The 22,756-nt window shown below is 55.8% G+C and carries 24 protein-coding genes and 1 pseudogene; 14 read left to right on the top strand and 11 right to left on the bottom strand.

The genetic code is table 11. The annotated features are described in order from the left end of the window. The first annotated feature begins 87 nt into the window (after positions 1–87). The 3 genes from G583_RS16170 (at position 88) to G583_RS13900 (ending at position 2,756) form a co-directional block, all read left to right on the top strand. A complete protein-coding gene (locus G583_RS16170; RefSeq protein ID WP_169558757.1) occupies positions 88–1,080 on the top strand; it encodes an O-antigen ligase family protein in 993 nt (330 codons plus the stop codon). A 104-nt stretch (positions 1,081–1,184) separates the two neighbouring features. Beyond that, positions 1,185–1,652: a hypothetical protein gene (locus G583_RS0102925; RefSeq protein ID WP_022869701.1), complete on the top strand. Its 468-nt coding sequence runs from the start codon at positions 1,185–1,187 to the stop codon at positions 1,650–1,652. 666 nt (positions 1,653–2,318) lie between these two features. Beyond that, complete coding sequence (locus tag G583_RS13900) at positions 2,319–2,756, top strand: GNAT family acetyltransferase (RefSeq protein ID WP_022869700.1); 438 nt, start codon at positions 2,319–2,321, stop codon at positions 2,754–2,756. A gap of 564 nt (positions 2,757–3,320) precedes the next feature. Here the strand turns inward: G583_RS13900 and G583_RS0102915 are convergent. Continuing rightward, the gene (locus tag G583_RS0102915; protein ID WP_022869699.1) at positions 3,321–4,295 is read right to left on the bottom strand and encodes an NAD-dependent epimerase/dehydratase family protein; all 975 of its coding nucleotides are present in this window, start codon (positions 4,293–4,295) and stop codon (positions 3,321–3,323) included. Positions 4,296–4,462: 167 nt separating this feature from the next. Between G583_RS0102915 and G583_RS0102910 the strand changes: the two genes are divergently transcribed. The 7 genes from G583_RS0102910 to G583_RS0102880 all read left to right on the top strand — a co-directional run bounded on the left by G583_RS0102910 (position 4,463) and on the right by G583_RS0102880 (position 10,297). Then, on the top strand, positions 4,463–4,900 hold the full coding sequence (locus G583_RS0102910; RefSeq protein ID WP_022869698.1) for a hypothetical protein: 438 nt from the start codon (positions 4,463–4,465) through the stop codon (positions 4,898–4,900). Continuing rightward, positions 4,890–5,684 carry a zeta toxin family protein gene (locus G583_RS13895; protein WP_022869697.1) on the top strand — a complete coding sequence of 265 codons (795 nt, stop codon included), beginning with the start codon at positions 4,890–4,892 and terminating at the stop codon, positions 5,682–5,684. Before G583_RS0102910 ends, G583_RS13895 begins: the two co-directional genes overlap by 11 nt. A gap of 122 nt (positions 5,685–5,806) precedes the next feature. Further along, a complete protein-coding gene (locus tag G583_RS13890) occupies positions 5,807–6,607 on the top strand; it encodes a lipoate--protein ligase family protein (protein ID WP_211210732.1) in 801 nt (266 codons plus the stop codon). Positions 6,608–6,649: 42 nt separating this feature from the next. Beyond that, positions 6,650–7,147 (top strand): hypothetical protein, encoded by a 498-nt coding sequence (locus G583_RS0102895; RefSeq protein ID WP_022869695.1) that lies wholly within the window; start codon positions 6,650–6,652, stop codon positions 7,145–7,147. Positions 7,148–7,196: 49 nt separating this feature from the next. Next, the gene (locus tag G583_RS13885; protein ID WP_022869694.1) at positions 7,197–8,579 is read left to right on the top strand and encodes a hemolysin family protein; all 1,383 of its coding nucleotides are present in this window, start codon (positions 7,197–7,199) and stop codon (positions 8,577–8,579) included. Beyond that, entirely contained in the window at positions 8,579–9,580 is a 1,002-nt protein-coding gene (locus G583_RS0102885; protein WP_022869693.1) for a CNNM domain-containing protein, read from the top strand. The genes G583_RS13885 and G583_RS0102885 overlap by 1 nt, the downstream gene beginning before the upstream one ends. A gap of 231 nt (positions 9,581–9,811) precedes the next feature. After that, positions 9,812–10,297 (top strand): DoxX family protein, encoded by a 486-nt coding sequence (locus tag G583_RS0102880; protein ID WP_022869692.1) that lies wholly within the window; start codon positions 9,812–9,814, stop codon positions 10,295–10,297. A gap of 79 nt (positions 10,298–10,376) precedes the next feature. On the opposite strand, the gene G583_RS13880 is transcribed toward G583_RS0102880, so the two are convergent. Beyond that, positions 10,377–10,919 carry a hypothetical protein gene (locus tag G583_RS13880; RefSeq protein WP_022869691.1) on the bottom strand — a complete coding sequence of 181 codons (543 nt, stop codon included), beginning with the start codon at positions 10,917–10,919 and terminating at the stop codon, positions 10,377–10,379. Further along, positions 10,916–12,175 (bottom strand): MFS transporter, encoded by a 1,260-nt coding sequence (locus G583_RS0102870; RefSeq protein ID WP_040894889.1) that lies wholly within the window; start codon positions 12,173–12,175, stop codon positions 10,916–10,918. Before G583_RS0102870 ends, G583_RS13880 begins: the two co-directional genes overlap by 4 nt. A 428-nt stretch (positions 12,176–12,603) precedes the next feature. On the opposite strand from G583_RS0102870, the pseudogene G583_RS13875 reads away from it, so the two are divergent. After that, positions 12,604–13,731: pseudogene (locus tag G583_RS13875) on the top strand (IS3 family transposase). 36 nt (positions 13,732–13,767) lie between these two features. Here the strand turns inward: G583_RS13875 and G583_RS0102855 are convergent. Together G583_RS0102855 and G583_RS0102850 are read right to left on the bottom strand one after the other, a co-directional pair. Then, the gene (locus tag G583_RS0102855; protein ID WP_029629216.1) at positions 13,768–14,031 is read right to left on the bottom strand and encodes a hypothetical protein; all 264 of its coding nucleotides are present in this window, start codon (positions 14,029–14,031) and stop codon (positions 13,768–13,770) included. Positions 14,032–14,263: 232 nt separating this feature from the next. After that, entirely contained in the window at positions 14,264–14,653 is a 390-nt protein-coding gene (locus tag G583_RS0102850) for a heavy metal-responsive transcriptional regulator (protein WP_022869688.1), read from the bottom strand. A gap of 137 nt (positions 14,654–14,790) precedes the next feature. Here G583_RS0102850 and merA point away from each other — a divergent pair, with 137 nt between their 5' ends. After that, positions 14,791–16,236 (top strand): mercury(II) reductase, encoded by a 1,446-nt coding sequence (gene merA, locus G583_RS0102845; protein WP_022869687.1) that lies wholly within the window; start codon positions 14,791–14,793, stop codon positions 16,234–16,236. A 193-nt stretch (positions 16,237–16,429) separates the two neighbouring features. Here the strand turns inward: merA and G583_RS0102840 are convergent, their stop codons facing one another. From G583_RS0102840 to G583_RS0102820, 4 genes are all read right to left on the bottom strand, one after another. Then, on the bottom strand, positions 16,430–17,071 hold the full coding sequence (locus tag G583_RS0102840) for a DUF305 domain-containing protein (protein ID WP_022869686.1): 642 nt from the start codon (positions 17,069–17,071) through the stop codon (positions 16,430–16,432). Between the two features lie 319 nt (positions 17,072–17,390). Continuing rightward, entirely contained in the window at positions 17,391–17,702 is a 312-nt protein-coding gene (locus G583_RS0102835) for a metal-sensitive transcriptional regulator (RefSeq protein ID WP_022869685.1), read from the bottom strand. Between the two features lie 50 nt (positions 17,703–17,752). Beyond that, entirely contained in the window at positions 17,753–19,957 is a 2,205-nt protein-coding gene (locus G583_RS0102830) for a heavy metal translocating P-type ATPase (protein ID WP_022869684.1), read from the bottom strand. A gap of 130 nt (positions 19,958–20,087) precedes the next feature. After that, entirely contained in the window at positions 20,088–20,297 is a 210-nt protein-coding gene (locus G583_RS0102820; RefSeq protein WP_022869682.1) for a heavy-metal-associated domain-containing protein, read from the bottom strand. 185 nt (positions 20,298–20,482) lie between these two features. Between G583_RS0102820 and G583_RS0102815 the strand changes: the two genes are divergently transcribed. Next, entirely contained in the window at positions 20,483–21,079 is a 597-nt protein-coding gene (locus G583_RS0102815; RefSeq protein WP_022869681.1) for a YdhK family protein, read from the top strand. A 157-nt stretch (positions 21,080–21,236) separates the two neighbouring features. Here the strand turns inward: G583_RS0102815 and G583_RS16520 are convergent, their stop codons facing one another. Continuing rightward, the gene (locus G583_RS16520) at positions 21,237–21,644 is read right to left on the bottom strand and encodes a four-helix bundle copper-binding protein (RefSeq protein ID WP_084677288.1); all 408 of its coding nucleotides are present in this window, start codon (positions 21,642–21,644) and stop codon (positions 21,237–21,239) included. Between the two features lie 411 nt (positions 21,645–22,055). On the opposite strand from G583_RS16520, the gene G583_RS16680 reads away from it, so the two are divergent. Further along, positions 22,056–22,229 (top strand): hypothetical protein, encoded by a 174-nt coding sequence (locus tag G583_RS16680; protein WP_022869679.1) that lies wholly within the window; start codon positions 22,056–22,058, stop codon positions 22,227–22,229. Positions 22,230–22,335: 106 nt separating this feature from the next. Here the strand turns inward: G583_RS16680 and G583_RS0102800 are convergent, their stop codons facing one another. Then, positions 22,336–22,722 carry an SPW repeat domain-containing protein gene (locus tag G583_RS0102800; protein WP_156832038.1) on the bottom strand — a complete coding sequence of 129 codons (387 nt, stop codon included), beginning with the start codon at positions 22,720–22,722 and terminating at the stop codon, positions 22,336–22,338. Positions 22,723–22,756 lie beyond the last annotated feature (34 nt).

The raw sequence follows: 22,756 nt of genomic DNA, 5'->3' as shown, positions 1-22,756 counted from the left end.
GCAACAGGGTGGACTATAGAAATGTCGCGCGTGCAGACAGCTTTTGAGGTAGTCAGGGACCATATAGGACGGCCCGGATTGTTTCTCATGATCGCTCTGATCTTATGGTGTGGCTGGATCGTCATCGCGAGTCTTTTGTCGCAGTATCCTTTCGACGTTCGTTCCCCTTACCTGGTCAGCACCGTCGGACTGTTCGTTGGGGGTGTAGTCGGTTCATTCCTCCGAACCCGGTGGCTACGTGGAGGAGGGATCTCGTTCCTCGTGGTGTTGCTAGGCGTGACCGCAGTGTCGTTGCCGATCTACGCCAATGCTAGCGCTGCGGTCGGCGGACTTTTCGTTGCGCTGGCAGGTCTGGCCACGCATGACGTGAGGACCAAGTGGCAGGAGACGCCCCCGAACTCATCTGGCACCACCAATGCGAAATACCGTGCGCGGTGGCAAGCGATCGTCGTCGCACTGACGTTGTTGATTGGTGTGCACTTGGCACTTGGTTCTCAGGCGGCCATTGTGCTGACGTTCCCTGTTCTGGTCACTGCCGTGTTGGCGGTGTGGGAACAGACTGGGCTGTCTAAACGGTCATTGATTATTGCCTGCGTCCTGTTAGTCGTTGTAGCCGCTTGCGTAGTCGTGTTCTTGGGAAGCCGGAACACCTGGCCCGGTTGGTTGGCGGACAGTGGCAGTCTCAGCGGTGCCCGCCATACGCTCTGGTCGGATGCGCTGAGTCTCTGGGCGACTCAGCCGTTGATCGGCGCCGGGCCAGGTGCGTTCACGCCGTCGTCAGAACTCGCCTCTGAAGTCCCAAGCTTGGCGTCTGTACACTCCCTGCCGCTGCAAGTTGGCTCCGAACTCGGATTGGTCGGAATCGTCCTGCTGGGTGCCTTGCTTGTGGGAGGCTTGTTGTTTGCAGCTCGGGGGAGTAGGCCTGTGGCATTGATAGCGACGGCAGCTTGGACGGCTCTGGCTGTGCATTCAACTATCGACCATCTCGAGGACTTTCCAGTTGTCGCTCTGATGGGCGGGGTGATCCTCGGATGGAGCGGGTTCAGAACCCGCACCTCAAGGGCGTTTCGTGTTCTGTGACAGCGCCCGTTGAGACTATTCAGAGCTTTATCTATGCGGTAGGGATAGTACGCGACTGGGAATATCACCCAGAACCACACCATCACTCATTTAGAGGTTTACCCATGAACAATATTTCCCGAATCGCTGCGCTGACCATTTCTGGCGTAGCGCTGGCGGGTTGTAGCTTGCAGCAGTCGGGGAGCAGTGAGGAGATCTCCCAGGAGCCGGAGGATTCTCTCGAAGAGCCTGTAGCGGCGACCCCGGATTCAACAGTCGAGGCCCCAGAACCTCCAGCGACCACGCCAGGTCCTACTGTCACCGATCCCGAGGAGGCTGCCCAGGAGTGGGCGGACGGAAAATACGACCAGTGGCTCCAGGGTATGCACTACGTCTACCGCCTGATGTGTGGCGATATCGACACCATCGAGAACTACCGTGCTTGCGTACCAGATGACCCTCACGGCTACATCACTGAGTTTACGGCCGAGGAGATCGGAGATCTGCACATCACCATCGGGCCAGGACCGTGGGAGGGAGGTACATACGACACTGAGAGGATGCTTGGTGCCAGGTTTGTTGGCGGGAAATGAGACAGGGGTACCGAAGACAGCTGGGTTATAGCCTCAGCAACGTGAGAAGAACACGAGGGCAACTGTGTTTGCCTTTGCACGTCAAAATTCTGATGTGGCGTGGTCGGAACCCAAGTGTGAGGACGACGTTCGGGCTTCAAGAAGACCCTCTCATTTCGGGCGAGGACAGGGGGCTTCTGAAGCGACCTCTGGAACCGCGGCGGTGTCTCAATTTCAGAATTGCCAGAGCAAAGAAGGCGGTTGCAGCCTTGCGCAGGTCTGCCCAACCCGTTGAACAGAACAGTACTGACAGTGGTCTGGGGACATAGCCTTACACAAGTAGAGAAAACTTGGGTCCTTGGCCTACGAAAGTTCAAATTCTCATGAAGGAGTCATTCAAACACATTGCCGGACGAAGCCCAGCTGAGACGAGTTTTCGCAGTGGAGGATAGAATGCGGATCTGGACGCAGTCGTTTGCCGGGACCTCACCAGCCTTGGAGATTCCTGCACAACAGGACCATTGTTTTCTGCGCGTTGTGGCAAGTAGGTGACAACGCAGCGCTTAAGTAATCCGGTGATACCAGCGTTCCGGTCAGTCTTGTCGCAAGACTGCCTACGGATTTACCCATCATGTTCTGGTTGTTTGTCGCTTTTAAGCGTTCATTGGTTTAGTGTAAAGGAACATCATGAAGTTATGTCTTAGAGATGTCACTGAAGACAAAATAAATAATCGTGATCTACTTGACGAATATCAATTTGACAGTCATTGGCTCTCGCCTTCGGTAGGTGCTTGCTATCGGCAACTCGTGGTAGAGAACGAAAGGTCTGTCGAGGTAGCACGAGTAGAACTGGATCAGTGTGCTTCCCGGGCGGATTTTAGGTCGAGTACCTATCTAATCGAAAGCACCGGGAAACCACTCATTGAGATTCAGTTCATCGATGTGCGCATGGGGTATCGGCTTACAGGAATCGGAACATGGATTGTTCGTGAATTAGAGCGCACGCATTTTGATACGCAGTTGGTTGCGCTTGCGGAAAACTCAGAGCCTTTTTGGGAGTCTTTGGGATGGACAAGCATTCTGCCTAATGATTCGCTACGTCGAGAATTATTCGTCTCACAGTAGTGTGCGCAGTTGTTAGGTTTTCGTATTTCATCCCGAGTGCATCAATGTCGTTTTTAGAAACCGAGATCACAAGAAGTTGATGTTGATTAATAGGGGCAAGTTGAATCCCCTCATATTGAAATTGAAGGGGCGCTCTCTATATGAGCAAGACGAGAGTGTTAATTCTTGTAAAGAAATACCATCCTCTGTGAAGGTCGACAGATGGCACCAATAAATGACGGTAAGAATCAATCGACTCTGGCTATACAGAAGCTCGAGTCTCTTACTCCCCCGGTTTTCGAAAAGCAAGTTCATACCTGGCCAGGGACTGGACAATTATGTGCTGCTGAGGCTAGCTAGCATTCAGCCAGTTCATGTTAGTGGCCTGGGGGAAGTTTTACAGCGCTGAGTACACGATGAGATTCGTCGGCTTGGCTGGCGAATCAAAGTCAGTGGCGCTGTAGATAAACCGATAATCTTGTTCTGGAACTAGTTGCGGCCGTAGTCATGATGCGATTATCCTCTAGCTGTCTTCGTCCAGGGAACGGAGTGGCCAACAACAACTTTATAAAAGATTTTCTAGAGTCACAGTGCTGCCGGTGCGCCGTCGATGTTTCCTTGCGCTGCTCGTCGAATCACACTATCCCAATCAGTGGGGCGGATTCCTAATGCTTGTGTTGTTTCCGATGAGTCGATGACCCAGGGTCCTTTGAACTGGTACGCGATCGAAGATATTTCTCGAATCAATGGGCTGACGATGCCCATAACTTTCATGAGTCCTAGCGGGAGTTTTGAAATGGTCGGTTCCGGTGCTTCTAAGACCGCGGCGATTTGGTTCGCGAGTTCTCGCTGGGTGACGGGTGCATTTGTTGGAGCGAACCATACGCGTCCGTGGGTTTCGGGTGATGTTGCGACCGTGGCTAAGGTAGCGGCGACGTCGTCGATATCTGTCCACGAATGTGGCTGATCCGCGCTGCCCAGAATATAGGCTCGTCGTTCTTGGGCTATTGCCGGGATGTTGCGCGTTCCGTGCCCGTTGTCGCCGATTTCGGGGCCTAGAAAATCTGAGGCACGAACGGTGACCGCACGTAGTGTGCCATCCCGATGTGCCTGCAGAGTTTCACGATCCATTCGTGAACGGATGCGGCCCTTTTCATCTTGGGGATTCTCGGGTGTTGCCGGGGTCATCGGTGTGGCATCCCGTTGCGGACCATACATATACAGGTTCGATAGTGTGACGAGTACTGCGCCGGTCACTTGCGCGGTATGCATCAGCGCTGCGTGGATTGGTGGCCATTCGGCATCCCAACGCGCATACGAGGTGGGGTTCATACAGTTATACATGGCATCTGCGCCGTTAACGACTCGAACGAGTGCTGGAGCATCGGTGGCATCGACTGCGATGCGTTCAACGCCGCGGATGGTTGGGTCTTTGCCGGAACGGCTGGCAAGGATGACGGAATGATTCTGCAGGCTGAGATATCTGGCAGTGGCGCGACCTGCTGGGCCGGCACCTATAACCACATGTTTTTGTGTGCTGTGTTGGATTTGTTCAGTCATAGGGACTCCTGGAGCAATCCGGGATACGAGAGCAGAGGTCTCGTATTCAGTATGACACGAAGACAGATCGATTGGTGGTCTGGCCCGAAGAACACAAACAGAATTACCACCTTGATTCATCGTGAATCAGGGGGGTATTATAGGCTCACCATTGAAGGAGGGGGCACATGTCTACTCTGTCTCCAGAAATGCAGGAACTTCAGCATGAGGCCCTGCAACGACAGGCTCGTCAACGCTTGGATGAAGTGGCTGATATGCGTGCTGCGGTGCGCGCAAAATGCCGCGGATTGAGCCAGCGTGCTGTTGCTGAAGTGCTCGTGACCAGCCAGGCGCGAGTTCATCGGCTTTTGAAGGCCGCTGAGCGCCGGAAGGATGTTAACGAACGGCTGCCTGAAGAACTGATCCTAGAAGCATTTGTCTATGATACTTCTAGACCAGCGTTGGTAGCTGAACTCAAGCGATATCCATACACATTCGGTGAAGATGCTCCGTACCCCCATGAAGGCAGAACCTCAGGTACTTGGGATCAGGTTGTTAGCGCCTTCATGCAAGATCTCCTGACTGAGGAAGAATTTTCTGAGGTGCGCGGGGCCATTGGAGGATAAGCAAAAACGCGAGCTCGTATATGAAGAGCTGACTGCTTTATATGCGAAGGGTGGCGCTCTTGCTGAAGCGCCACCCTCACTAATGGACTACTTTGACGAAGTGGAATTAGTGAAAGTCGCGAGAGAGCTTATGCGACATGAGACGCCAGCTGAACGAGGAAAAGCAATAATAGTTACTGCTGGGGCTCCCGGAGCAGGGAAAAGCCGTGTGTTGGATGACTTTGACCTGAGCGGATATCGTCGAATTGATCCCGATGCAATAAAAGATACTCTACTCGAAGCCGCTGAAAAACAAGGCCTGCTCCAATATAGGAATGGTTTGCAGTTGCCAGATGGTGCCGGAGTGCATCTGCGGGAGCTAGGAAGTCATGTGCACCGGTTTTCTACCATCGTATCTGACCTGATGCGTGCGGCGTCTCTGGACCGTGGTGAGAACATTGTCGTTGATGGGTCGCTTGCTTGGGAACCGTTGGCTCAGCGGTATGTCGATGAGTTACTAGACGCAGGCTACGAAGCAGCTGATGTTGTTTCTGTTGAGGTAACCGAGGAAATGGCGCTCGAGCGTGCGCAGGCAAGATGGTGGAGTGGACGCTTGCAAGGAGAACCCGGCGGACGTTTTGTCCCAGCCGCGGTTGTTCAGGCGTGCTTTGATGAGGGGCATTCAAAATGTGCACTCAATGCCGAAGCTCTTGCGACTCAAGTTCAGGACGAGCTTGGTGCCGGTACACTCGTTCGATACGGTGTGCACCCGCGGACCGGCGTCCCCGCGCAGATCAATTATTAGGTATTCGGAACAGTCGTGAATGCGTAATCCTGACATTTACAAGACATATTCTTGTAGAACGCCTCCTAAGGTAGTTGGTGGTTGCGTATGCTCAGAAGTGGTTTCGGGACAACGCTCCCGGCATGACTGGAATTGAGGAATGTGTGACCACAAGGATGCTGAACTGGGTGGAACAGGATGTCAGCCTGGGTGTTGCTGAGGATCTGGCGTATTCGACGGACTTGCTGCGAGCTGTTCAACACGGCACCATCACCGGGCCGATCGTGCGTACCTATCGTCCAAAGCCCACGGTGTCGTTCGGTCAACAAGATACCCGCATGGACGGCTACGAACGGGCACGTGAGTTGAGCGAGCAGCGCGGATTTGCTCCAGTGGTTCGCCGGGTTGGTGGTCGTGCTGCCGCGTATCATCCTGGCTCATTGATCATTGATCGCATCCAGCCCGAAGATGATGCGATGTTCGGATTCCGCAATCGGTTTACCTACTTTGGTGACCTGCTGACTGCCACACTAAAGCAGCTTGGTGCGAATGCAGCGGTAGGGGAGATCCCGGGAGAATACTGTGCGGGGGAGTACTCTGTGCATGCTGTTTTAGATTCTGGTCAGCGAATTAAACTCGCTGGAACCGCACAACGTGTGGTCAAAGGTGCTTGGTTGTTTTCGACCAGTCTCGTTGTTGAAGATGGACGATCTGTTCGCGAAGTACTCACCGATGTTTATGATGCTTTGGGTCTCGAGTTTGATCCGGCCACAGCTGGTGCGGTAGCCGATGCTGTACCCGGGCTGACTGTCGAAGATGTTACCGATGAATTATTGGCTCAGTACGAGCAGCGTTTTTTGCAGGGCGGTATTGCAGGTCAAGAGACCTATGAGCTCGCGACCATGGAGTGGTCCGAGCTTCTGGCAAAGGTACCACCAGTCTAAAACCCGTGCGCTTGATCGGCAGCAGTGGAATACTGGAGCAAAATGAATTTTATCGAATCACTCCAAGACTTTGTCCTCGGCCTTCCTGAAACCATACAATTCCTCGGTGTCGCGCTCGCAGCCATGGTGCCGTTTGTCGAAAACTACGGCGCCGTAGTCATCGGTTCCCTTGCAGGGATACCTATCTGGGCCACCGTCGCGATGGCCATTGTCGGCAATGTAGCCGTCATTGCGCTGATTACCATGCTGACCGGACGTACTCGTGATGCTGTACTGGCACGCAGAGATCCACATGATACTGCTGCACCTGTAGGTGCAGGCAAGAATCAACGAGTGCGCGCACTATTTGACCGCTATGGCATTCCAGGTGTGACCTTGCTGGGCATGCTGCTAGTGCCCACGCATTTCATTGCGGTGACACTGGTGTCGTTTGGTTGTTCTCGTACCGGCGTGATCCTCTGGTACGCTATCGCCATCACCATTTATGCGGTGTTGACCGGTGCGTTGATGTCCGGTGTTATGAGCCTCACTGGGTCCTAGTGCAAGGGGACACTGGTCGCTGCCACTTCGTGTGCCTTAGCATGGCATCATGTTGATTCCCGTGCTGACCATGCTGTTGGGCTTGGTCGTGATCCTCGTGATCATCGCTGCGAACGGTTACTTCGTGGCCCAAGAGTTTGCCTACATGTCGGTGGACCGCAACCGGCTGGCAGCGCAAGCCGAAGAAGGGGACGAAGCCGCCCAACGAGCGTTGAAAGTCACCCGCAGAACGTCCTTTATGCTCTCGGGTGCCCAGTTGGGTATTACTGTGACCGGTCTGATGGTCGGTTATGTCGCAGAACCCCTCGTAGGTAACAGCCTCGGAACCTTGCTCGGCGGCGTAGGAGTTCCTGCTGGTGTGAGTATTTCCATTGGAACCATTTTGGCGTTGGGTATCTCCACACTGGTTCAGATGGTGTTCGGCGAACTGTATCCAAAGAACCTGGCCATCGCGAACCCTGGACCGCTGGCACGGGGATTGGCTCGTTCTACGAATATTTATATGGCCGTCTTTGGCTGGCTCATTACCATCTTCGATCACGCAGCCAATGCTCTGCTGCGTTTGGTTGGTATCCAGCCGGTCGAAGATCTCGATAGCAGTGCTACTGCTAAGGATCTGCGGTACATCGTTGCTGATTCACGACAGAGCGGGCACCTTGATGATGATCTCTCCATCATGCTGGATCGCATCCTCGATTTCCCACAGCGCGGTATCGAACATGCAATGGTGCCACGTTCTAGAACCGATGTGGTGTACAGCAATGCGACCATCAGCGAAGTTCGTACGAAGATGGCTAGCGCACACTCACGCTATCCGGTGCTCGATGAAGATAACACTCCGGTCGGGGTAGTGAACATCATGGATGTGCTCGGTGCTTTACCAACATCCGACGAACCGGTGAGCACGATCATGGGAGATCCAGTACCGATGCCCACCGTGCTGACCCTGCCCCAAGCGTTGGCGCGAATGTTCGAAGCCGATGCAGAATTTGCTTGCGTCATCGATGAGTACGGTGGTCTGGCAGGCATTGTGACAAGGGAAGATCTGGCAGAAGAAATCTCCGGTGACTCAACCGATGAACACGATGCCGGTTCACCAGAAACGGTAACGGCTCATGACACGGGGGTGTGGCGGATCGCCGGCCATCTGCCACTGGATGAAGCAGAACGTAAGATCGGACAGCAGCTACCACGCGGTGATTACGAAACTATCTCCGGCATGGTCATCGCATACCTACGTGACTTACCCACCGTCGGTACGTCAGTGCAGATACCACTGCCACAAACCGCCGAAGATTTGATCGGTGAAGAACCCATCATTCGCTATCTCGATGCAAAAGTAGTGGAGCTGGGCAGACATGTGCCAGAGCTCGTTGAACTGTCGGTGAACACTTCCACCGAAGAAGCGACAGGTACGAAGGAGGACGCATAATGGATAACCCTTGGGTCGTTGTACTTGTCACCGTCGGGATCATCGTCCTCAGCGCATTCTTTGTCATTATGGAATTCGCGCTGCTTGGCGCACGCCGCCACCGTCTCGAAGATGCTGCCCTCACCAGCCGTTCAGCACGGGCTGCCCTCTGGGGCATCGATCAGCTGACCGTCATGATGGCCGCAGCCCAGTTGGGTATTACCGCGTGTACCTTCGCCCTTGGCGCGATCACGAAGCCTGCAGTCGATGCTTGGTTGTCACCACTGCTTTCCGGCATCGGTTTGCCAGGGTGGCTGGCTGGTAGTGGGTCATTTATCTTGTCCCTACTCATCGTCACGTTCCTGCATCTGGTGATCGGTGAAATGGCCCCGAAATCCTGGGCCATCGCTCACCCTGAACGTGCAGCTATGCTCACCGGGCTGCCTGCAAAAGGTTTCGCCTGGCTACTGGGGCCGCTACTGCGTTGGATCAACGAGATCGCTAACAAGCTGGTCGCTGCCTCTGGTGTTGAACCCGTCGATCGAGCCGCTGTTGGTGGTTACGATGCAACAACTATTAGGAATCTCATCGACCACTCGGCAGAAGTCGGCTCTTTAGAGGGAACCATCCAAACACCACTGGCAGGGGCTATTGAGTTGGAGACCATGCAGGTCGAAGACTTGATCTCCGGGACCGATCGGGCCGTAGAAATCTCGGCTGAAGATACCGTGGCTGACCTACAGAAGATCGCATTGGAGACCGGTCACAAACGTATTCTCATCCGTGGTGGCGAAGGCCCAAGAATCCTTCATGTGCGAGACACCCTGTTGGAACACCCAGAGCGCAGCGTAGGTGAGTTGGCCCGGCCAGCGTTTACCCTTGCTGCCGGCACCACGGTCGATGATGCCCTGACAGAAATGCGTCAGGCCAGTGAACAACTGGCCGTGGTCATGGATGGCCAAGAGGTCCTCGGTGTGGTGACCTTCTACGATGCGATGAAGCAATTACTCCCAAACTCGTAGCAACTACGTGAGCCAAGCGACCCGTTCTGTGTGACGAAATGTTCCGCACACTAGCGGAGCTCGGCGTATGAGCGTTCACCTTTCAGCTCAAGCCTGAGGGGAATACACGAGATAAAACCGCGTCATGGTGCGGTGGTGGCAGTTCAGCAAGCGCTGTGGGCTTGCTGAAGTAGCGAGGATCACCTCTATCGAGCTTGTCGAAATTTCACTTGCCGTGTCAAGCTATCGGTCATGACTACATTTCTAAACCCTGTACGAAAATTCCCTGTGCTCGATGACATCGTGCTGCTCTTGGCACGAATTGGTCTGGGCATTATCTTGATCGCCCACGGCTGGCAGAAGTTCAACGAATGGACCCTGGCCGGCACTGCAGTATCCTTCGAAGAAATGGGGGTCCCTGCACCGGACGTCACCTCGCTCTTCGCTGCCTACGCTGAACTCGTCGGTGGTGTACTGCTGCTGGCCGGACTCTTCACCCCGTTGGTCGCAGTCTTGAACCTCGTGGTCCAACTCGGTGCGTTCTTCCTTGTCCACCTCGAAGCAGGCGTCTTCGTCGGCGATGGTGGCTACGAACTCGTACTGGCCCTTGCCGTTGGCCTGCTCTTGGTTGCTGCACGTGGTGCCGGTGCAATCAGCATCGATGCTTTGCTGCCAGGATCCCCTCGGAAGGCTCAAATGGACAGCAACACCGCAGAACCAGTCGGAGCTGCTCACTAACTTCTTCTAGCCCATAAAAGTGGCGGGACACACGGTATCGCTTAGATACCATGTGCCCCGCCATTGTTTTAGCCGGGAGTTATTTGAAGTTTGCAGGCTGATCTGTCAGAGCAGTGGCGTCGTCTACCGTTTGGCTGGGTGCCAGTATGCCGCGAACAGCGGTGATGGCCAGCAGTACCAGGGCGATGAAGAGGATGGCTTCAACGCCGATGTAGTAGTAATGCGTCGGCGAACCACCTTCAGAGGTTCCAGCCAACACGGCGTCGGTTTCTACCGCTAATAGTGGTCGGATGATTGCTGTTTTCAACACCAGCATCCCCACGGCGATAAAGGTGTAGAGCCGCATTGCACGGAAGTTCGTGATGGCCTGGCGTTTGTTGCTGCGCCACATCGAGACCAAGGCGATCAGCAGCACGATCGCCACGATCACTTCAACAATGTTCATGGCCAGAAAGACGCGACGGCCAATACCTAAGCCCAGTGGAATGGTGATACCTGGAGCAGTGAATTTCAGTGGGGCTTCGATGAATGAGATACCGATGATCAAACCGATCCAGATCGCCGGCAGGATAAGCATCATGGCTCGGGCCCAGCGTGGTGCGTGTGTGGCGGCGGTGATCATGAACGGTTCTCCTTCTTGACGGTGCGACGGTAGAGCACAACGGTGACAACCCCGCACAATAGATATGACACGCCAACGAAGAGCCAGCCGGTGGCAAATGTTTGCGTAAGGTCGTGCAGCAGCCCCATGATGAGCGGTCCGACCGCGAAGCCGGTGTACATGCCCATCGAGTTCAACCCGGAAGCGGCACCAATCTTATGTGATGGCACGACTCGCAGGAGCCCGGCATTGATGACGACATTGGCGCCAAAGACCGTGACCCCGTGCAGTGCTGCTCCGACCCAGACCAGTGTGGGCAGCTGCCACAGAGATGCACTCACGAAGGCCACGACGCCCAGTAGGGCTCCAGCGCTGATGATCATCAACAGCCGGGATGGTTCAGCGCCGGCTTGCATGCGTCGGCTCCAGGCGATGCGCGAGACCACGCCGATAATGCCGGATACCGCGGTGGCGACGCCTCCGAGTACCAGAGAGAAGTTGAGCTCCTCAACAGCAAAGAGGGGCAGGTAGACGTTGGTTGCCTGCATGCCCATGCCCGAGAGCATGGCGATCGCTGCGAAGAAATAGACAACGGTGGGCAGCTTGTCTTTGGTGTCGACCGTGGAGATTCTGCCGGTGTCGACGGTGACCTCTGGTGGTTCGACTTCTGTTTCAGCGTTTTTGCGTTGTGCGAGTTGGGCAGGGGAGGGCACGTATTTGAGCGAGACCAGCCAGAGCAGTACGCAGACGACTGCGCCACCGAGGGCCGCGCCGGTCCAGCCGAGTGCTAGGGCTACTGCTGGGAAGAAGAGTCCGGAGAACAGCTGCGAAGCCTGCACACCGGATTGTTTGACCCCGATCCAGCCGGTGCGTTTTACCGGAGGTACGGCTCGGATGATGACTCGGTTGGTCGTTGGATTTGAGATCGCCTGCGCTGGCCCTGCCAGAACTGCTGCCACCAGCAGGAGCCAATAACTTGGGGCAAATGCCGCTACCACCAGGGCGATGGCTGTGCCAACAAAGATGAGCAGCATTTGGGCGCGTACGCTAATTTTGTCTGCGAGATTGCCCAACCAGATACTGGAGACAGCAGCCGCAGCGAAGACCACGGTGACAATGAAGCCGATCTGCCCCGCTGTGATGCCGAGATCGTCGATAATCAACGCCGACGAAACCGAGATTCCATAGTTAAAGAGCGGCCCGGCACCCATCGCGCATAACAATATAATGAGCAGGCCGGTTGAAGCTGAAGCAGCAGGAATCTTCGGTGTGGTCACATGTTCCAGGGTAGTCCTTTTCGCCTGGGTGTGATGCTCATGGTCTTGACACAGCCCACTTGATCTAGGTTTCGCCCGTCCGTGCCATTTTTTGTAGGCGGTACGAACTACCTTCGCGAATTCTGGACAGCCGGCCCGGCGAAGGGCTACATCGAATTGTTGATACTCAGGCTTTCTGGACCAGTAAGCTATTTGGTCTTTGATGATGAGAGACAACACTCTAGGAGATGCTGACTTTGCAACCAGCACGAAAAAATCGTCTGGACTGATAATTTCGTAGTGCACATTGTCACTTGTGGTGATATCACTGGGGATGTTGATTGTGAGTGTGAGATCTGCCTGGCAGTGTTGGCCTGACCCCATTTTTTTAGGTCCAATCGGTATGTGAGTCCATAAACCCCGTATTTTCGGGGAGAATGGACCATACGATGAGTACTCAACGAAAGCGCCACACTCCGGAACAGGTAGTTCGGAAACTTGGCCAAGCAGACCGCCTTCTTAGTGAAGGCAAAACCGTGGCTGACGTGTGCCGCGAACTTGAGGTCGCCGAGCAAACCTATTATCGGTGGCGCAACCAATACGGTGGGATGAAAGCCGACGACGCCAAGCGACTCAAAGAGCTGGAAAAGCAAAACACCACGCTGAAACGGCTCCTGGCCGAAGCAGAGTTAGAGAAAGCCGCGTTGAAAGAACTTGCAGAGGGAAACTTCTAGGCCCAGGGCCACGCCGTGCCGCGATTGCTCACTTGCTACGGTCGTTTGCGATCAGTGAGCGTATGGCATGCCGTCTGGCTGGGCTCTCCCGCTCTGCCTGGCGCAGACCCCTAAACCAGGACACCGTGGCTGACCCTGACCAGCCGCTGCGTTCCTGGTTACGTCAATACGCCAAAGACCACCCACGCTGGGGATACCGCCGCGCTTACCATGATGCCCGGGGCCAAGGCTGGCACGTCAACCACAAGAAGATCCAGCGCCTGTGGAGTGACCGAAGGACTTCGAGTGCCCCAGCGACGCCGACGCAAACGAGTGGGCACCTCCTCAACCAACACTGCGACCGCGGATGCACCCAACGTGGTGTGGGCCGTGGATTTCCAGTTCGATGTCTGTGAGCAGGGCAAAGCATTCAAGATCTGCTCGATCGTAGATGAACACACCCGCGAATGCATCGGCGGACTGGTCGAGCGCTCGATTACGGCAGACCGATTCATCGACCATCTGGAAGCACTGATCGCCCAGCGGGGCGCTCCTGCGGTGTTGCGCAGTGACAACGGACCCGAGTTCATCTCTGACGCGGTGCTGACCTGGGCAGCCGACCGGACAGCATTATCCTATATCCCGCCAGGCCAGCCATGGCATAACGGCTACGTTGAATCGTTCAACGCCAGATTGCGTGATGAGTGTTTGAATATCAATAGTTGCTACTCACTGCTGCATGCGCAAGTCCTCATCGGTGACTGGAAATACCAATACAATCATGACAGGCGGCATTCATCGCTGGGATACCTTGCCCCAGTCGACTACGCTCAAACCTGCACCCATACAATAACGACAAATTGACTCACATACCGCCTGGACCTAAACACGGGGGGCGGCTCAGTGTGTTGCGGCTGCGTGGATGTGATACTCACCCTCATCGGTGCCAGTAAAGAGTAGGTCTCCTGGAAAGGTATCCAGCACTTCGCCAACGCTTTGCCTCGAAATCTCGTCAAGTTCAGTGTCCAACGCACCCAGCTCAGCAAATGCATCTTGCCGAGCTCGAGCGCGCTGTTTCTTCAGGGCAAGGACATCTTCACGTCTGCAGCGGGGATGTGATCTGATTTTGCGCGAGTCAATTTTTCTTTCTTGGACTCGTTTCATGAGGGGCGGCCGGGAAACTACTTATTGCCCCAACAACAGTTTCCGGAGGTGCTTTACTGCGTCAAAGACTCAACTCCATCCGAAGGTATTCATGTGAGGCAACGAAGGCGTGTTCCCGGAGGTATTGCAATGAGGCAACAGGGCCGTAGATAGCGTGGCTGCTGCAGGTCCTGCCAAGTGTCAATGCGGGTATACCCTGTCCGAATGTGGTCGGCGGACTCAAGGTGTGGGGTTAGAGGTAGCTGCAAATCTGGTTGGGGTCACAGTCTTGGGGGTGGCCAGTGGTGGCGATCTGGTGGGCGTGGGCGACGGTGGCGCGAAGTTCAGTTAAGGCCGCAATCTGGGCGTCGAGCGCTGTCAGTTGGTCGTCGAGGATGTCGCTGAGGTGGCTGCAGGGGGCTTGGCCGGTGTCGCGAAGGTCCAGCAGGACGCGCAGGTTTGCCAGACTGAGCCCCGCCTTCCGGCCTCGGGTGATGAATTCCACGCGGGTGCGGGTGTCGGGGGAGTAGTTGCGATATCCGTTGGCTTGTCGTGCTGGGGGCGGCAGCAGGCCAATGTCTTCGTAGTATCGTAGGGTTTTTGTCGTCACACCGGTTGCTGTGGCAACCTCACCGATCCGCATACTTCGCTCCTTCTGTGGCCACTGATGTTGATCTGAGTTTGACCTTCCAGTATAGGGGAAGGTTTAGGCTGAAAAGACGCACCCGTGACGGCCAGCAGCCGGTCCTGGGGAGCGGTTTTGCAGGAGGAGGACCACGCATGAGAACACATCAGCCCACCCAGATGGTGGATTTTGCGATTATTGGATCGGGGGGTGCCGCTTTTGCTGCGGCAATCCGGGCTAGCACCTTGGGCAAAAGTGTGGTGATGATCGAGCGTGGCACGGTGGGTGGCACCTGTGTCAACACCGGGTGTGTGCCGTCGAAAGCACTCTTGGCTGCTGCCGAGGCACGTCATGGGGCCACGGACGCGGCCCGGTATCCCGGGATTACCGCTACCGCGGGGCCGGTGGATATGCCAGCAGTTATCGCTGGAAAAGACGCCCTGGTCGAGCAGATGCGATCTGACAAATATCTGGATTTGATCACCGCTTATGGTTGGCAGCTGATCCTGGGAGAAGCTACTTTTACCGGGTCTCCGGATGACCCGGTGTTGGAGGTGACCTGTACGGACGGGACCATCGAAACAGTCCAGGCCCAGCATTACCTGCTGGCTACTGGGTCCACCCCAACGATTCCCGACATTGCCGGACTGGAAGACATCGAGTATTTGACCTCTACCACGGCCATGGACCTGTCCGAGGTGCCGGAGTCGCTGATCATTCTCGGGGCAGGCTATGTTGCCCTCGAACAAGCCCAGTGGTTTTCCCGACTGGGCTCCAAGGTGACCGTACTGGCCCGGTCCCGGTTGTTATCAAGGGAGGAACCAGAAGTCGCCGACACGCTCAGGGAGGTATTCGCCGATGAAGGGATTCAGGCGATCCATCAGGCGGCAGTGACGGCAGTGGCCACCGAGGCGACTACCGGAGGCGTGCTCGTGACGGCCACCATCCAAGGCCAGACCCGTCACTTGCATGCCACGCACCTGTTGGTGGCGACCGGCCGGACCCCGGTCACCGCAGGTTTGAACCTTGCCAGTGTGGGGGTGGACACCGGGCCAGGCGGCGAAGTGGTCGTCGATGCGCACCTAGCCTCCTCGAACCCGCGGATTTGGGCAGCCGGTGATGTCACCGGCCACCCCCAATTTGTCTACGTGGCCTCTTCCCATGGGGGACAAGTCGTCGACAATGCCTTCACCAACGCCAACCACGCCGTGGACTACACCCACCTGCCACGTGTCACGTTCACCGCACCGGCCGTGGGTGCGGTGGGGATGACCGATCACCAAGCCCAAGCCGCCGGAATCCGGTGCACCTGTCGAGTCCTGCCGCTGGACTACGTGCCGCGTGCTCAAGTCAATCGCGATACGCGCGGGTTTATCAAAATCGTTGCCGATGCCGACACCAACCAGATTGTGGGGATCACCGCCGTGGCCACCGACGCTGGAGACTTGGCCGCTGCGGGGGGCTATATCCTGGCAGCTAATATGACCGTGACCCAACTGGCCACCCAGTGGAGTCCCTATCTGACCATGGCCGAGGGCCTGAAAATCGCGGCGCAATCCTTTACCACCGACGTCAGCATGCTCTCCTGTTGTGCCACCTAACGCCGCAGCCGCAGCACGCCGGAGACTGTTAAAGCGGGTATACCCGCCTATACGCGTTCGTCTAGGTGGACTCTCTTACTCAGCTCTGAATGGTAGGCGCTCTTGTATCCGCTAACTGTTAAGTGGGCATACGCACGGTATGAAAGTGTCCGAAATCCATAGAGCCCGCTGCTGAACATCGACGCTGATGGCATCAGTCGGTGATTAGCCCTTCGCCTTTGGCTTGGAGGAGTTGTTCCATCTCTTGCATTTCGGCTGTCTGGACGTCGACCATTTGTTGGGCCAGCTCGACTAACGGTTGATAACCGCCATGATCGATTTGATCTTCGGTCATGGCAATAGCGCCTTCGTGGTGAAAGTGCATGAGCTGCAAAAACAGCGTGTCAGCTTCATCCCCGTCTAATGAGTCCAGTTGTTCCATTTGCTCAGGATCCAGCATGCCATTGGCAACGTGTGGAGCGTGATGTGCCATCAGCTCATCTTGTTCCCATGCATCAGCCCATTCGACCATGGTATCGATTTCTTGTTGCTGACCGATTTTGATTCTGTCCGCTAAGTCATTCGTTGCTTCGCTGCTCTCATCGGCCGCTAAGATGATGTCACTCATCTCGACGGCTTGCTGATGATGGGGCGTCATCATCGCCACGAAGTGGAGATCAACGCCGTTGACCTCTTCGGGTTGATTCGGACCTGCTGTCACCTGAACGCCATCTGCATCCGTGAGAGCCTGGTCCGTAGCCTCTTGGTCCTGGGCTGCACATGACACCATACCCAGAGATAATGTTGAGGCGGCCAGTAGTCCAGTGATTTTGCGCGGCAGTGTTGTATTTGTCATGGGAGCGACCTTCTCAACGAATTAGTCTGTCAAGCTTTTGGCGATGCTCATCAGGCAAGTCACGCGATGAGCGCACACAAAGATAGGGATACCCCCTAAGGGTATATCCAAGGGTTCCTTACTTGTGCATGTTTTGCTGAAGATGTCGTGAACCAATGCAATCAGAGCTTGAACAAACTATGCGAATTGGTCGATCCGGTTGCTGCGGGTGCCAACCATGGAATATGCCACCTGCATTACGGATCTAGGTTAGAGACGCAGCGAGCGTGTCTTAGCGGCGTAGGTCGGTGCGCTGAGTGGCGTGACTCGCTGCGTCTTGCTAGGACCGGACTAGACGGGCGATGGCATCTGAGGCTTCGGTAATTTTCGCCTCGGCTTCAGCCCCACCGGTTTTGGCTGCTCCGACAACGCAGTGTCGCAGGTGGTCATCGAGTAAACTCAGCGCGACGTTATTGAGCGCTGAGTTGAGCGCGCTGATTTGGGTGAGAATATCAATGCAGTAGGTATTCTCATCGATCATCCGGTGGATGCCACGGGCTTGGCCTTCAATGCGTTTGACGCGTGCCAGGTAGCGGTCTTTGTCACTGATGTAGCCGTGGTCAGCTACGGGATCATGAGTTTCGTGTGTCATTGTTTTACTTTCGTGTTCGAATCTATTTGTGCCGGTAGCAGGGCCATATTTTAGGCAGGCACTGCTTCGGGGGATCGGTCTAAGGACTTGGCGGTGCTTGCTGCCGGGGTCAGATCCAGTCGCCGCAGCAACTGAGCGTTGAGTGCAACAATAATCGTGGATAGTGACATCAGGATTGCCCCGACGCTCATCGGGAGAATGAAACCGATGGGAGCTAACACACCGGCGGCAAGAGGGACGGCAGCGATGTTGTAGCCGGCAGCCCACCAGAGGTTTTGTTTCATCTTCCGGTAGCTGGCTCGGGATAGCTCGAACACTGACAGGACCGAGCGCGGATCGGACGACGCTAAAATGACCCCGGCGGAGCCAATGGCCACGTCGGTGCCAGCACCGATGGCGATACCGACATCAGCTTGGGCCAAGGCCGGGGCGTCATTGACGCCATCGCCAACCATCGCAACCTTTTTGCCCTCATCCTGGAGTTCAGCGACTTTTGCGGCCTTGTCCTCGGGTCGGACTCCTGCAAAGACCCGGTCAATGCCCAGGTCGGTGGCAACTGTATTGGCCACCGCTTCAGCATCGCCGGTAATCATCACGACCTGGACACCGTTGGCATGCAGTGCCTCCACGGCGTCTCGTGACTCAGGTCGGATCTCATCGGCCAGCCGCAATGCTCCAATGACGTGCCCATCGGCGAGCACGTGCAAAATGATCGCGCCTTCTTTACGCCACTGATCGGCGATTGCTAATTCATCTTGGTGATGCTGTTCCAAGAGGTAGGGTCCACCCACTTCGATCACTGTGCCCTCAACGGTGGCTTTGACCCCCACGGCGGGGGAGGACGAGAAGTCGGTGGCCTTCGGCACGCTCACATCACGTACGCGAGCGGCCCCAACAATGGCACTGGCTAATGGATGCTCACTGTCGGCTTCAGCAGCAGCGGCCAGCGCCAGGACGTCCTGTTCATCCCGGTCGCCGACCGGGTCTATGCCGGTGACGGTTGGTTCGCCCTTAGTCAGCGTGCCGGTCTTATCAAAGAGCACCGAATCCACGGTTCGCATTGATTCCAACGCCAGCCGGTCTTTAATTAACACCCCACCACGTGCAGCACGCTCCGTGGCAATGGACACAACCAGCGGGATGGCCAACCCCAGGGCATGTGGACAGGCGATGACCAGAACGGTAATCGTGCGGACCACTGCGGCATCCGGTGCACCCAACAGCGACCAGACGATAGCTGTGACCAGCGCTGCCCCCAAGGCAAACCAGAATAACCAGCCCGCAGCGGTATCAGCGAGCCGCTGGGCACGCGAAGAGGAAGCTTGCGCATCGGCGACCAGCTTTTGAATACCGGCCAAGGCCGTGTCATCACCAATAGCAGTGACCTCCACCCGCACGCCGGAGTCGGTGGCTACCGTTCCAGCCACCACGTGCTCGCCGACCTCACGCCGGACTGCCTTGGATTCTCCGGTGACCATGGATTCATCCATGGAGGCACTGCCATCCACGATCTGGCCATCAGCCGGTACCGCAGCACCAGGACGAACAATCACCACATCCCCAACGACCAGCTCAGCGGGGGCTACCTTGACCACATCGTCGCCGTGAACTTTCTCGGCCTCATCAGGCAGTAGTGCGGCCAGCGAGTCCAGCGCGGTAGTGGTCTGGGCCAGAGATCGCATTTCGATCCAATGGCCCAACAACATGATGACCACTAGCAGGGCCAGTTCCCACCAAAAGTTCAGTTCGTGATCCACGATGCCAAGTGTGGCACCCCAGGACGCGATAAATGCCACCGTAATGGCCAACCCGATCAGCAACATCATCCCGGGCTGGCGACCACGGATCTCCGAGATCGCACCCGTTAGGAACGGCTGACCGCCCCAGAAGTACATGACCGTGCCAAGGATGGGCGACACCCACCACACCCATGCCGCATCAGGCAGCTGATACCCCAAGAGTTCGGCAAACATGGGGTTGAACGCGACCACGGGGATCCCCATGACCAGCATGATCCAAAACAACCGCCGAAACTGGCCAACATGATCACCGTGATCATGTCCAGCGTGACCACCGTGGTCTTCATGACCCGCATGGTGCTGACCTTCGTGCCCATGCCCATCCGGTTCATGTCCGTGGTCGTTTCCGCGACCGTGGTGATCATGGTCGGCGTGCGTGACTGCTGTTTCTGTGTGCCCAGACTGATGATGATCAGGGGGGTCTTGGTGGTGGCTGTGATGGTCGCGTTCAACCATGACACGTTCCTTTCCGAACGATGAATGAGTGGATGAATGACAAGTGGTCCCTGCGCACGGTGCTGTCGGTCGACGCTGTGCATAAGGGGCTTCGTTGGGACGAGTCCAGAATGTCAGACAGGATGTTCCTTTAGGCCGGGGACGCTTGATACCCAGCCGCTTCAACCGCACCAATCACTGCACGATCATCAACCTGACCCTCCGCAGTCACCACAAGGCGACCACGATCGGCGCTCACATCGACACCGTCGATACCCGAAATCTGCGATACCGCTTCGTGAACCGAGGACTCACAACCACCGCAACTCATACCCGTTACCTGATACTCACGTGTGTGCATCTCTGTACTTCCTTACTTGGATCTTGCTCCGATACTCTATACCCCTATAGGGTATATTTCAATGCATGGTTTTGAGAGATTCATGGAATTCTGTGAGCCATGAGAACGGCGGGGATAGCCGATCATGCGCCTTGTACAAGGCCTCACCAGAACCGTCCAGGAAAGCCCCTCAAGAAGGAGAGATTATGAAAACCGTTACCCGAATGACTCGACTCACCCTCAGCGCAGCTGCGGGAGTCCTATTCTTGACAGCCTGTGGTGGCACTGGCGATGAAGAAACAGAACCTCAGCCTGAACCCACTGAAACCGCTACAGAAACCGATGATGCAAACCAGGATGCCGGCGCTCATGATCACAATCCTGACGGTGGCCCACCACCGGAAGGAATACAGGAAGCCACTGACCCCACCTATGAAGTCGGGCAAAATGTCATCCTGGAAGCCGATCACATGCCAGGCATGGAGGGTACCGAGGCCACGATCTCAGGAGCATTCGACACCATCACGTACTCGGTCAGCTATACCCCGACCGATGGCGGCGACCCGGTAGAAGATCACAAATGGGTGGTTCACGAGGAACTCGAAGACCCTGGCGACGCCCCTCTTGACCCAGGAAGCACTGCCACCTTGAACGCCACGCACATGGCAGGCATGGAGGGTGCCGAGGCTACTATCGATAGCTCAACCGATGAAACCGTGTACATGGTCGACTTTGAGATGGATGGTATGGAAATGACCAACCACAAATGGGTCGTGGAAAGCGAAGTTCAACCCGTCGACTAATACAGGATGCGACATATCCCGTCCGCTAGATGACTGCCGTGCTCGCCGACACCAGTGGGTGCGGCAGTCACGATCGCGGTGAATGTTCTGTCATTTAATACGCCCAGCCGAAGTGGGCCTCGGCTGGGCGTGGTTGTCAAGACTTATGGCGGCGCTATTAACCGATCGCGGATAACAGGTCGGCACAAGCCTGTTCACATCTGCGGCAGGCCTCAGCGCAAACTCGACAGTGCTCGTGATGATCTGCATGTTTTTCGCATTCGACAGCACACTCTGCGCAGGCAACCCGGCATGCTTCCAGGGCTGCTTGGACGGTGGCCAGGTTGCTACCGGTACGACGGCTGAGCAAGTGACCTGTGGCGGTGCACAAATCGGCACAGTCAAGATTCAGCCGGAGGCAGTTCCGCAAGTCAGTTACCGCGTCTTCAGCCAAACAAGCATCCGCACACGCAGTGCACGTCTGGGCGCATTCGAAACACGCTGCAATGCAGTCGGCCAGCTTCTGCACGTCCAGGTCGGTTGTGATATTCGGATGGGTTTCGATCATGGATGTTATATGACTCATGAGTATCCTCCGTCTATACAGATACACGATGCCCAACATGGCGCTCGTGCCAAATCTCACACTACCGATCCAGTGAGTCGATGACATCCCGAGACGGCAATCTTATGTCTACTAATTTTCTCCTGGTCGATGAAGACTAGGGCTTGACCGGCCTCGGCCTTTGGGAAACTCGGACCCAGTTGGAAGTGGATCAGCCGCCAAACGAGACTACAAAAAGCAGCTACCTGAAACTAACAGTCACAAGCGCTCCCCAAGCTGATGCGTAAAATCGGGTATACCTGCCTTACACACTTAGCAGCGAAGTTATTCACTATAATTATTAACTTCGTTTGGCGGTACTTCGCAACTTCCGGTGGCGGCTCAGATGCTGCTGTTCAAGCTCGAGATTGTGGTTGTAGCATTGAACGACGCATGGCAGGCGTTGCTTTTATCACTGTGTCGGATCATGAGCGATGGCCAGTCGGCCTGCTGTATCCAGATGGTCAGAACGTAGGCAACAACCCACGAACCGTCGTAGCCGTGGACCAGTCTCGATCGCACGGTCGCGTAGTCTCTGCAGAACGCATGGCACCTGAGCCTATCTAGAACGCTGGTTCTGACGCTGGCGGTCAGGCTCTTTCAAATACAAAAGAAGCGGTACCCATCGATCGGGTACCGCGTCTCTAGCGTGCAACGTCATAGTGCTGTGCGTTTATGTGTGTTGATGTTCGTGGGGATTGGTCGCTGACCTACCTGCTCGGTTTCGATGTTCAGCAGTCAAGGCCAGAACAATCAGTGCCGCTCCGATCACCCAGGAATTCAATATCGCGGTACGTTCCTCTACATGTGCGCCAAACAGGCCCGAGAGAATGACCGCTGCGCCGAGCACCATTTTCACGAACTCAGCCAAAGTAGAGGATGCTGTGCTTCCTGCCCACACGGCTGCAACGATCACCAAGACGCCTAGCGTTACGAATATACCGACGGGCGCGCCCTCGATCCACAATGGGGCCAATGCAAAGTAGATACCGAGTGCAACGCTGAGCCAATCCTGCCACGATCCCCAGCGCCGTCTGTTTCCAATAGTCGCCTCGTGCACTAGGGGATGGTTGATGGTGCTCGGGGAGTCTGTT

This window comes from Yaniella halotolerans DSM 15476, from assembly GCF_000420805.1.
Taxonomy (GTDB): domain Bacteria; phylum Actinomycetota; class Actinomycetes; order Actinomycetales; family Micrococcaceae; genus Yaniella; species Yaniella halotolerans.
The sequence above is the reverse complement of the archived record's forward strand: the minus strand, read 5'-3'. Positions and strand labels throughout refer to the sequence as shown.

What these genes read in the sequence shown, in the direction of transcription:
- G583_RS16170 (WP_169558757.1), top strand. Translation starts at nt 88, where the DNA reads ATGATCGCTCTGATCTTATGGTGTGGCTGGATCGTCATCGCGAGTCTT.
- G583_RS0102925 (WP_022869701.1), top strand. Translation starts at nt 1,185, where the DNA reads ATGAACAATATTTCCCGAATCGCTGCGCTGACCATTTCTGGCGTAGCG.
- G583_RS13900 (WP_022869700.1), top strand. Translation starts at nt 2,319, where the DNA reads ATGAAGTTATGTCTTAGAGATGTCACTGAAGACAAAATAAATAATCGT.
- G583_RS0102915 (WP_022869699.1), bottom strand. Translation starts at nt 4,295, where the DNA reads ATGACTGAACAAATCCAACACAGCACACAAAAACATGTGGTTATAGGT.
- G583_RS0102910 (WP_022869698.1), top strand. Translation starts at nt 4,463, where the DNA reads ATGTCTACTCTGTCTCCAGAAATGCAGGAACTTCAGCATGAGGCCCTG.
- G583_RS13890 (WP_211210732.1), top strand. Translation starts at nt 5,807, where the DNA reads ATGACTGGAATTGAGGAATGTGTGACCACAAGGATGCTGAACTGGGTG.
- G583_RS0102895 (WP_022869695.1), top strand. Translation starts at nt 6,650, where the DNA reads ATGAATTTTATCGAATCACTCCAAGACTTTGTCCTCGGCCTTCCTGAA.
- G583_RS13885 (WP_022869694.1), top strand. Translation starts at nt 7,197, where the DNA reads ATGTTGATTCCCGTGCTGACCATGCTGTTGGGCTTGGTCGTGATCCTC.
- G583_RS0102885 (WP_022869693.1), top strand. Translation starts at nt 8,579, where the DNA reads ATGGATAACCCTTGGGTCGTTGTACTTGTCACCGTCGGGATCATCGTC.
- G583_RS0102880 (WP_022869692.1), top strand. Translation starts at nt 9,812, where the DNA reads ATGACTACATTTCTAAACCCTGTACGAAAATTCCCTGTGCTCGATGAC.
- G583_RS13880 (WP_022869691.1), bottom strand. Translation starts at nt 10,919, where the DNA reads ATGATCACCGCCGCCACACACGCACCACGCTGGGCCCGAGCCATGATG.
- G583_RS0102855 (WP_029629216.1), bottom strand. Translation starts at nt 14,031, where the DNA reads ATGAAACGAGTCCAAGAAAGAAAAATTGACTCGCGCAAAATCAGATCA.
- G583_RS0102850 (WP_022869688.1), bottom strand. Translation starts at nt 14,653, where the DNA reads ATGCGGATCGGTGAGGTTGCCACAGCAACCGGTGTGACGACAAAAACC.
- merA (WP_022869687.1), top strand. Translation starts at nt 14,791, where the DNA reads ATGAGAACACATCAGCCCACCCAGATGGTGGATTTTGCGATTATTGGA.
- G583_RS0102840 (WP_022869686.1), bottom strand. Translation starts at nt 17,071, where the DNA reads ATGACAAATACAACACTGCCGCGCAAAATCACTGGACTACTGGCCGCC.
- G583_RS0102835 (WP_022869685.1), bottom strand. Translation starts at nt 17,702, where the DNA reads ATGACACACGAAACTCATGATCCCGTAGCTGACCACGGCTACATCAGT.
- G583_RS0102830 (WP_022869684.1), bottom strand. Translation starts at nt 19,957, where the DNA reads ATGGTTGAACGCGACCATCACAGCCACCACCAAGACCCCCCTGATCAT.
- G583_RS0102820 (WP_022869682.1), bottom strand. Translation starts at nt 20,297, where the DNA reads ATGCACACACGTGAGTATCAGGTAACGGGTATGAGTTGCGGTGGTTGT.
- G583_RS0102815 (WP_022869681.1), top strand. Translation starts at nt 20,483, where the DNA reads ATGAAAACCGTTACCCGAATGACTCGACTCACCCTCAGCGCAGCTGCG.
- G583_RS16520 (WP_084677288.1), bottom strand. Translation starts at nt 21,644, where the DNA reads ATGAGTCATATAACATCCATGATCGAAACCCATCCGAATATCACAACC.
- G583_RS16680 (WP_022869679.1), top strand. Translation starts at nt 22,056, where the DNA reads ATGGCAGGCGTTGCTTTTATCACTGTGTCGGATCATGAGCGATGGCCA.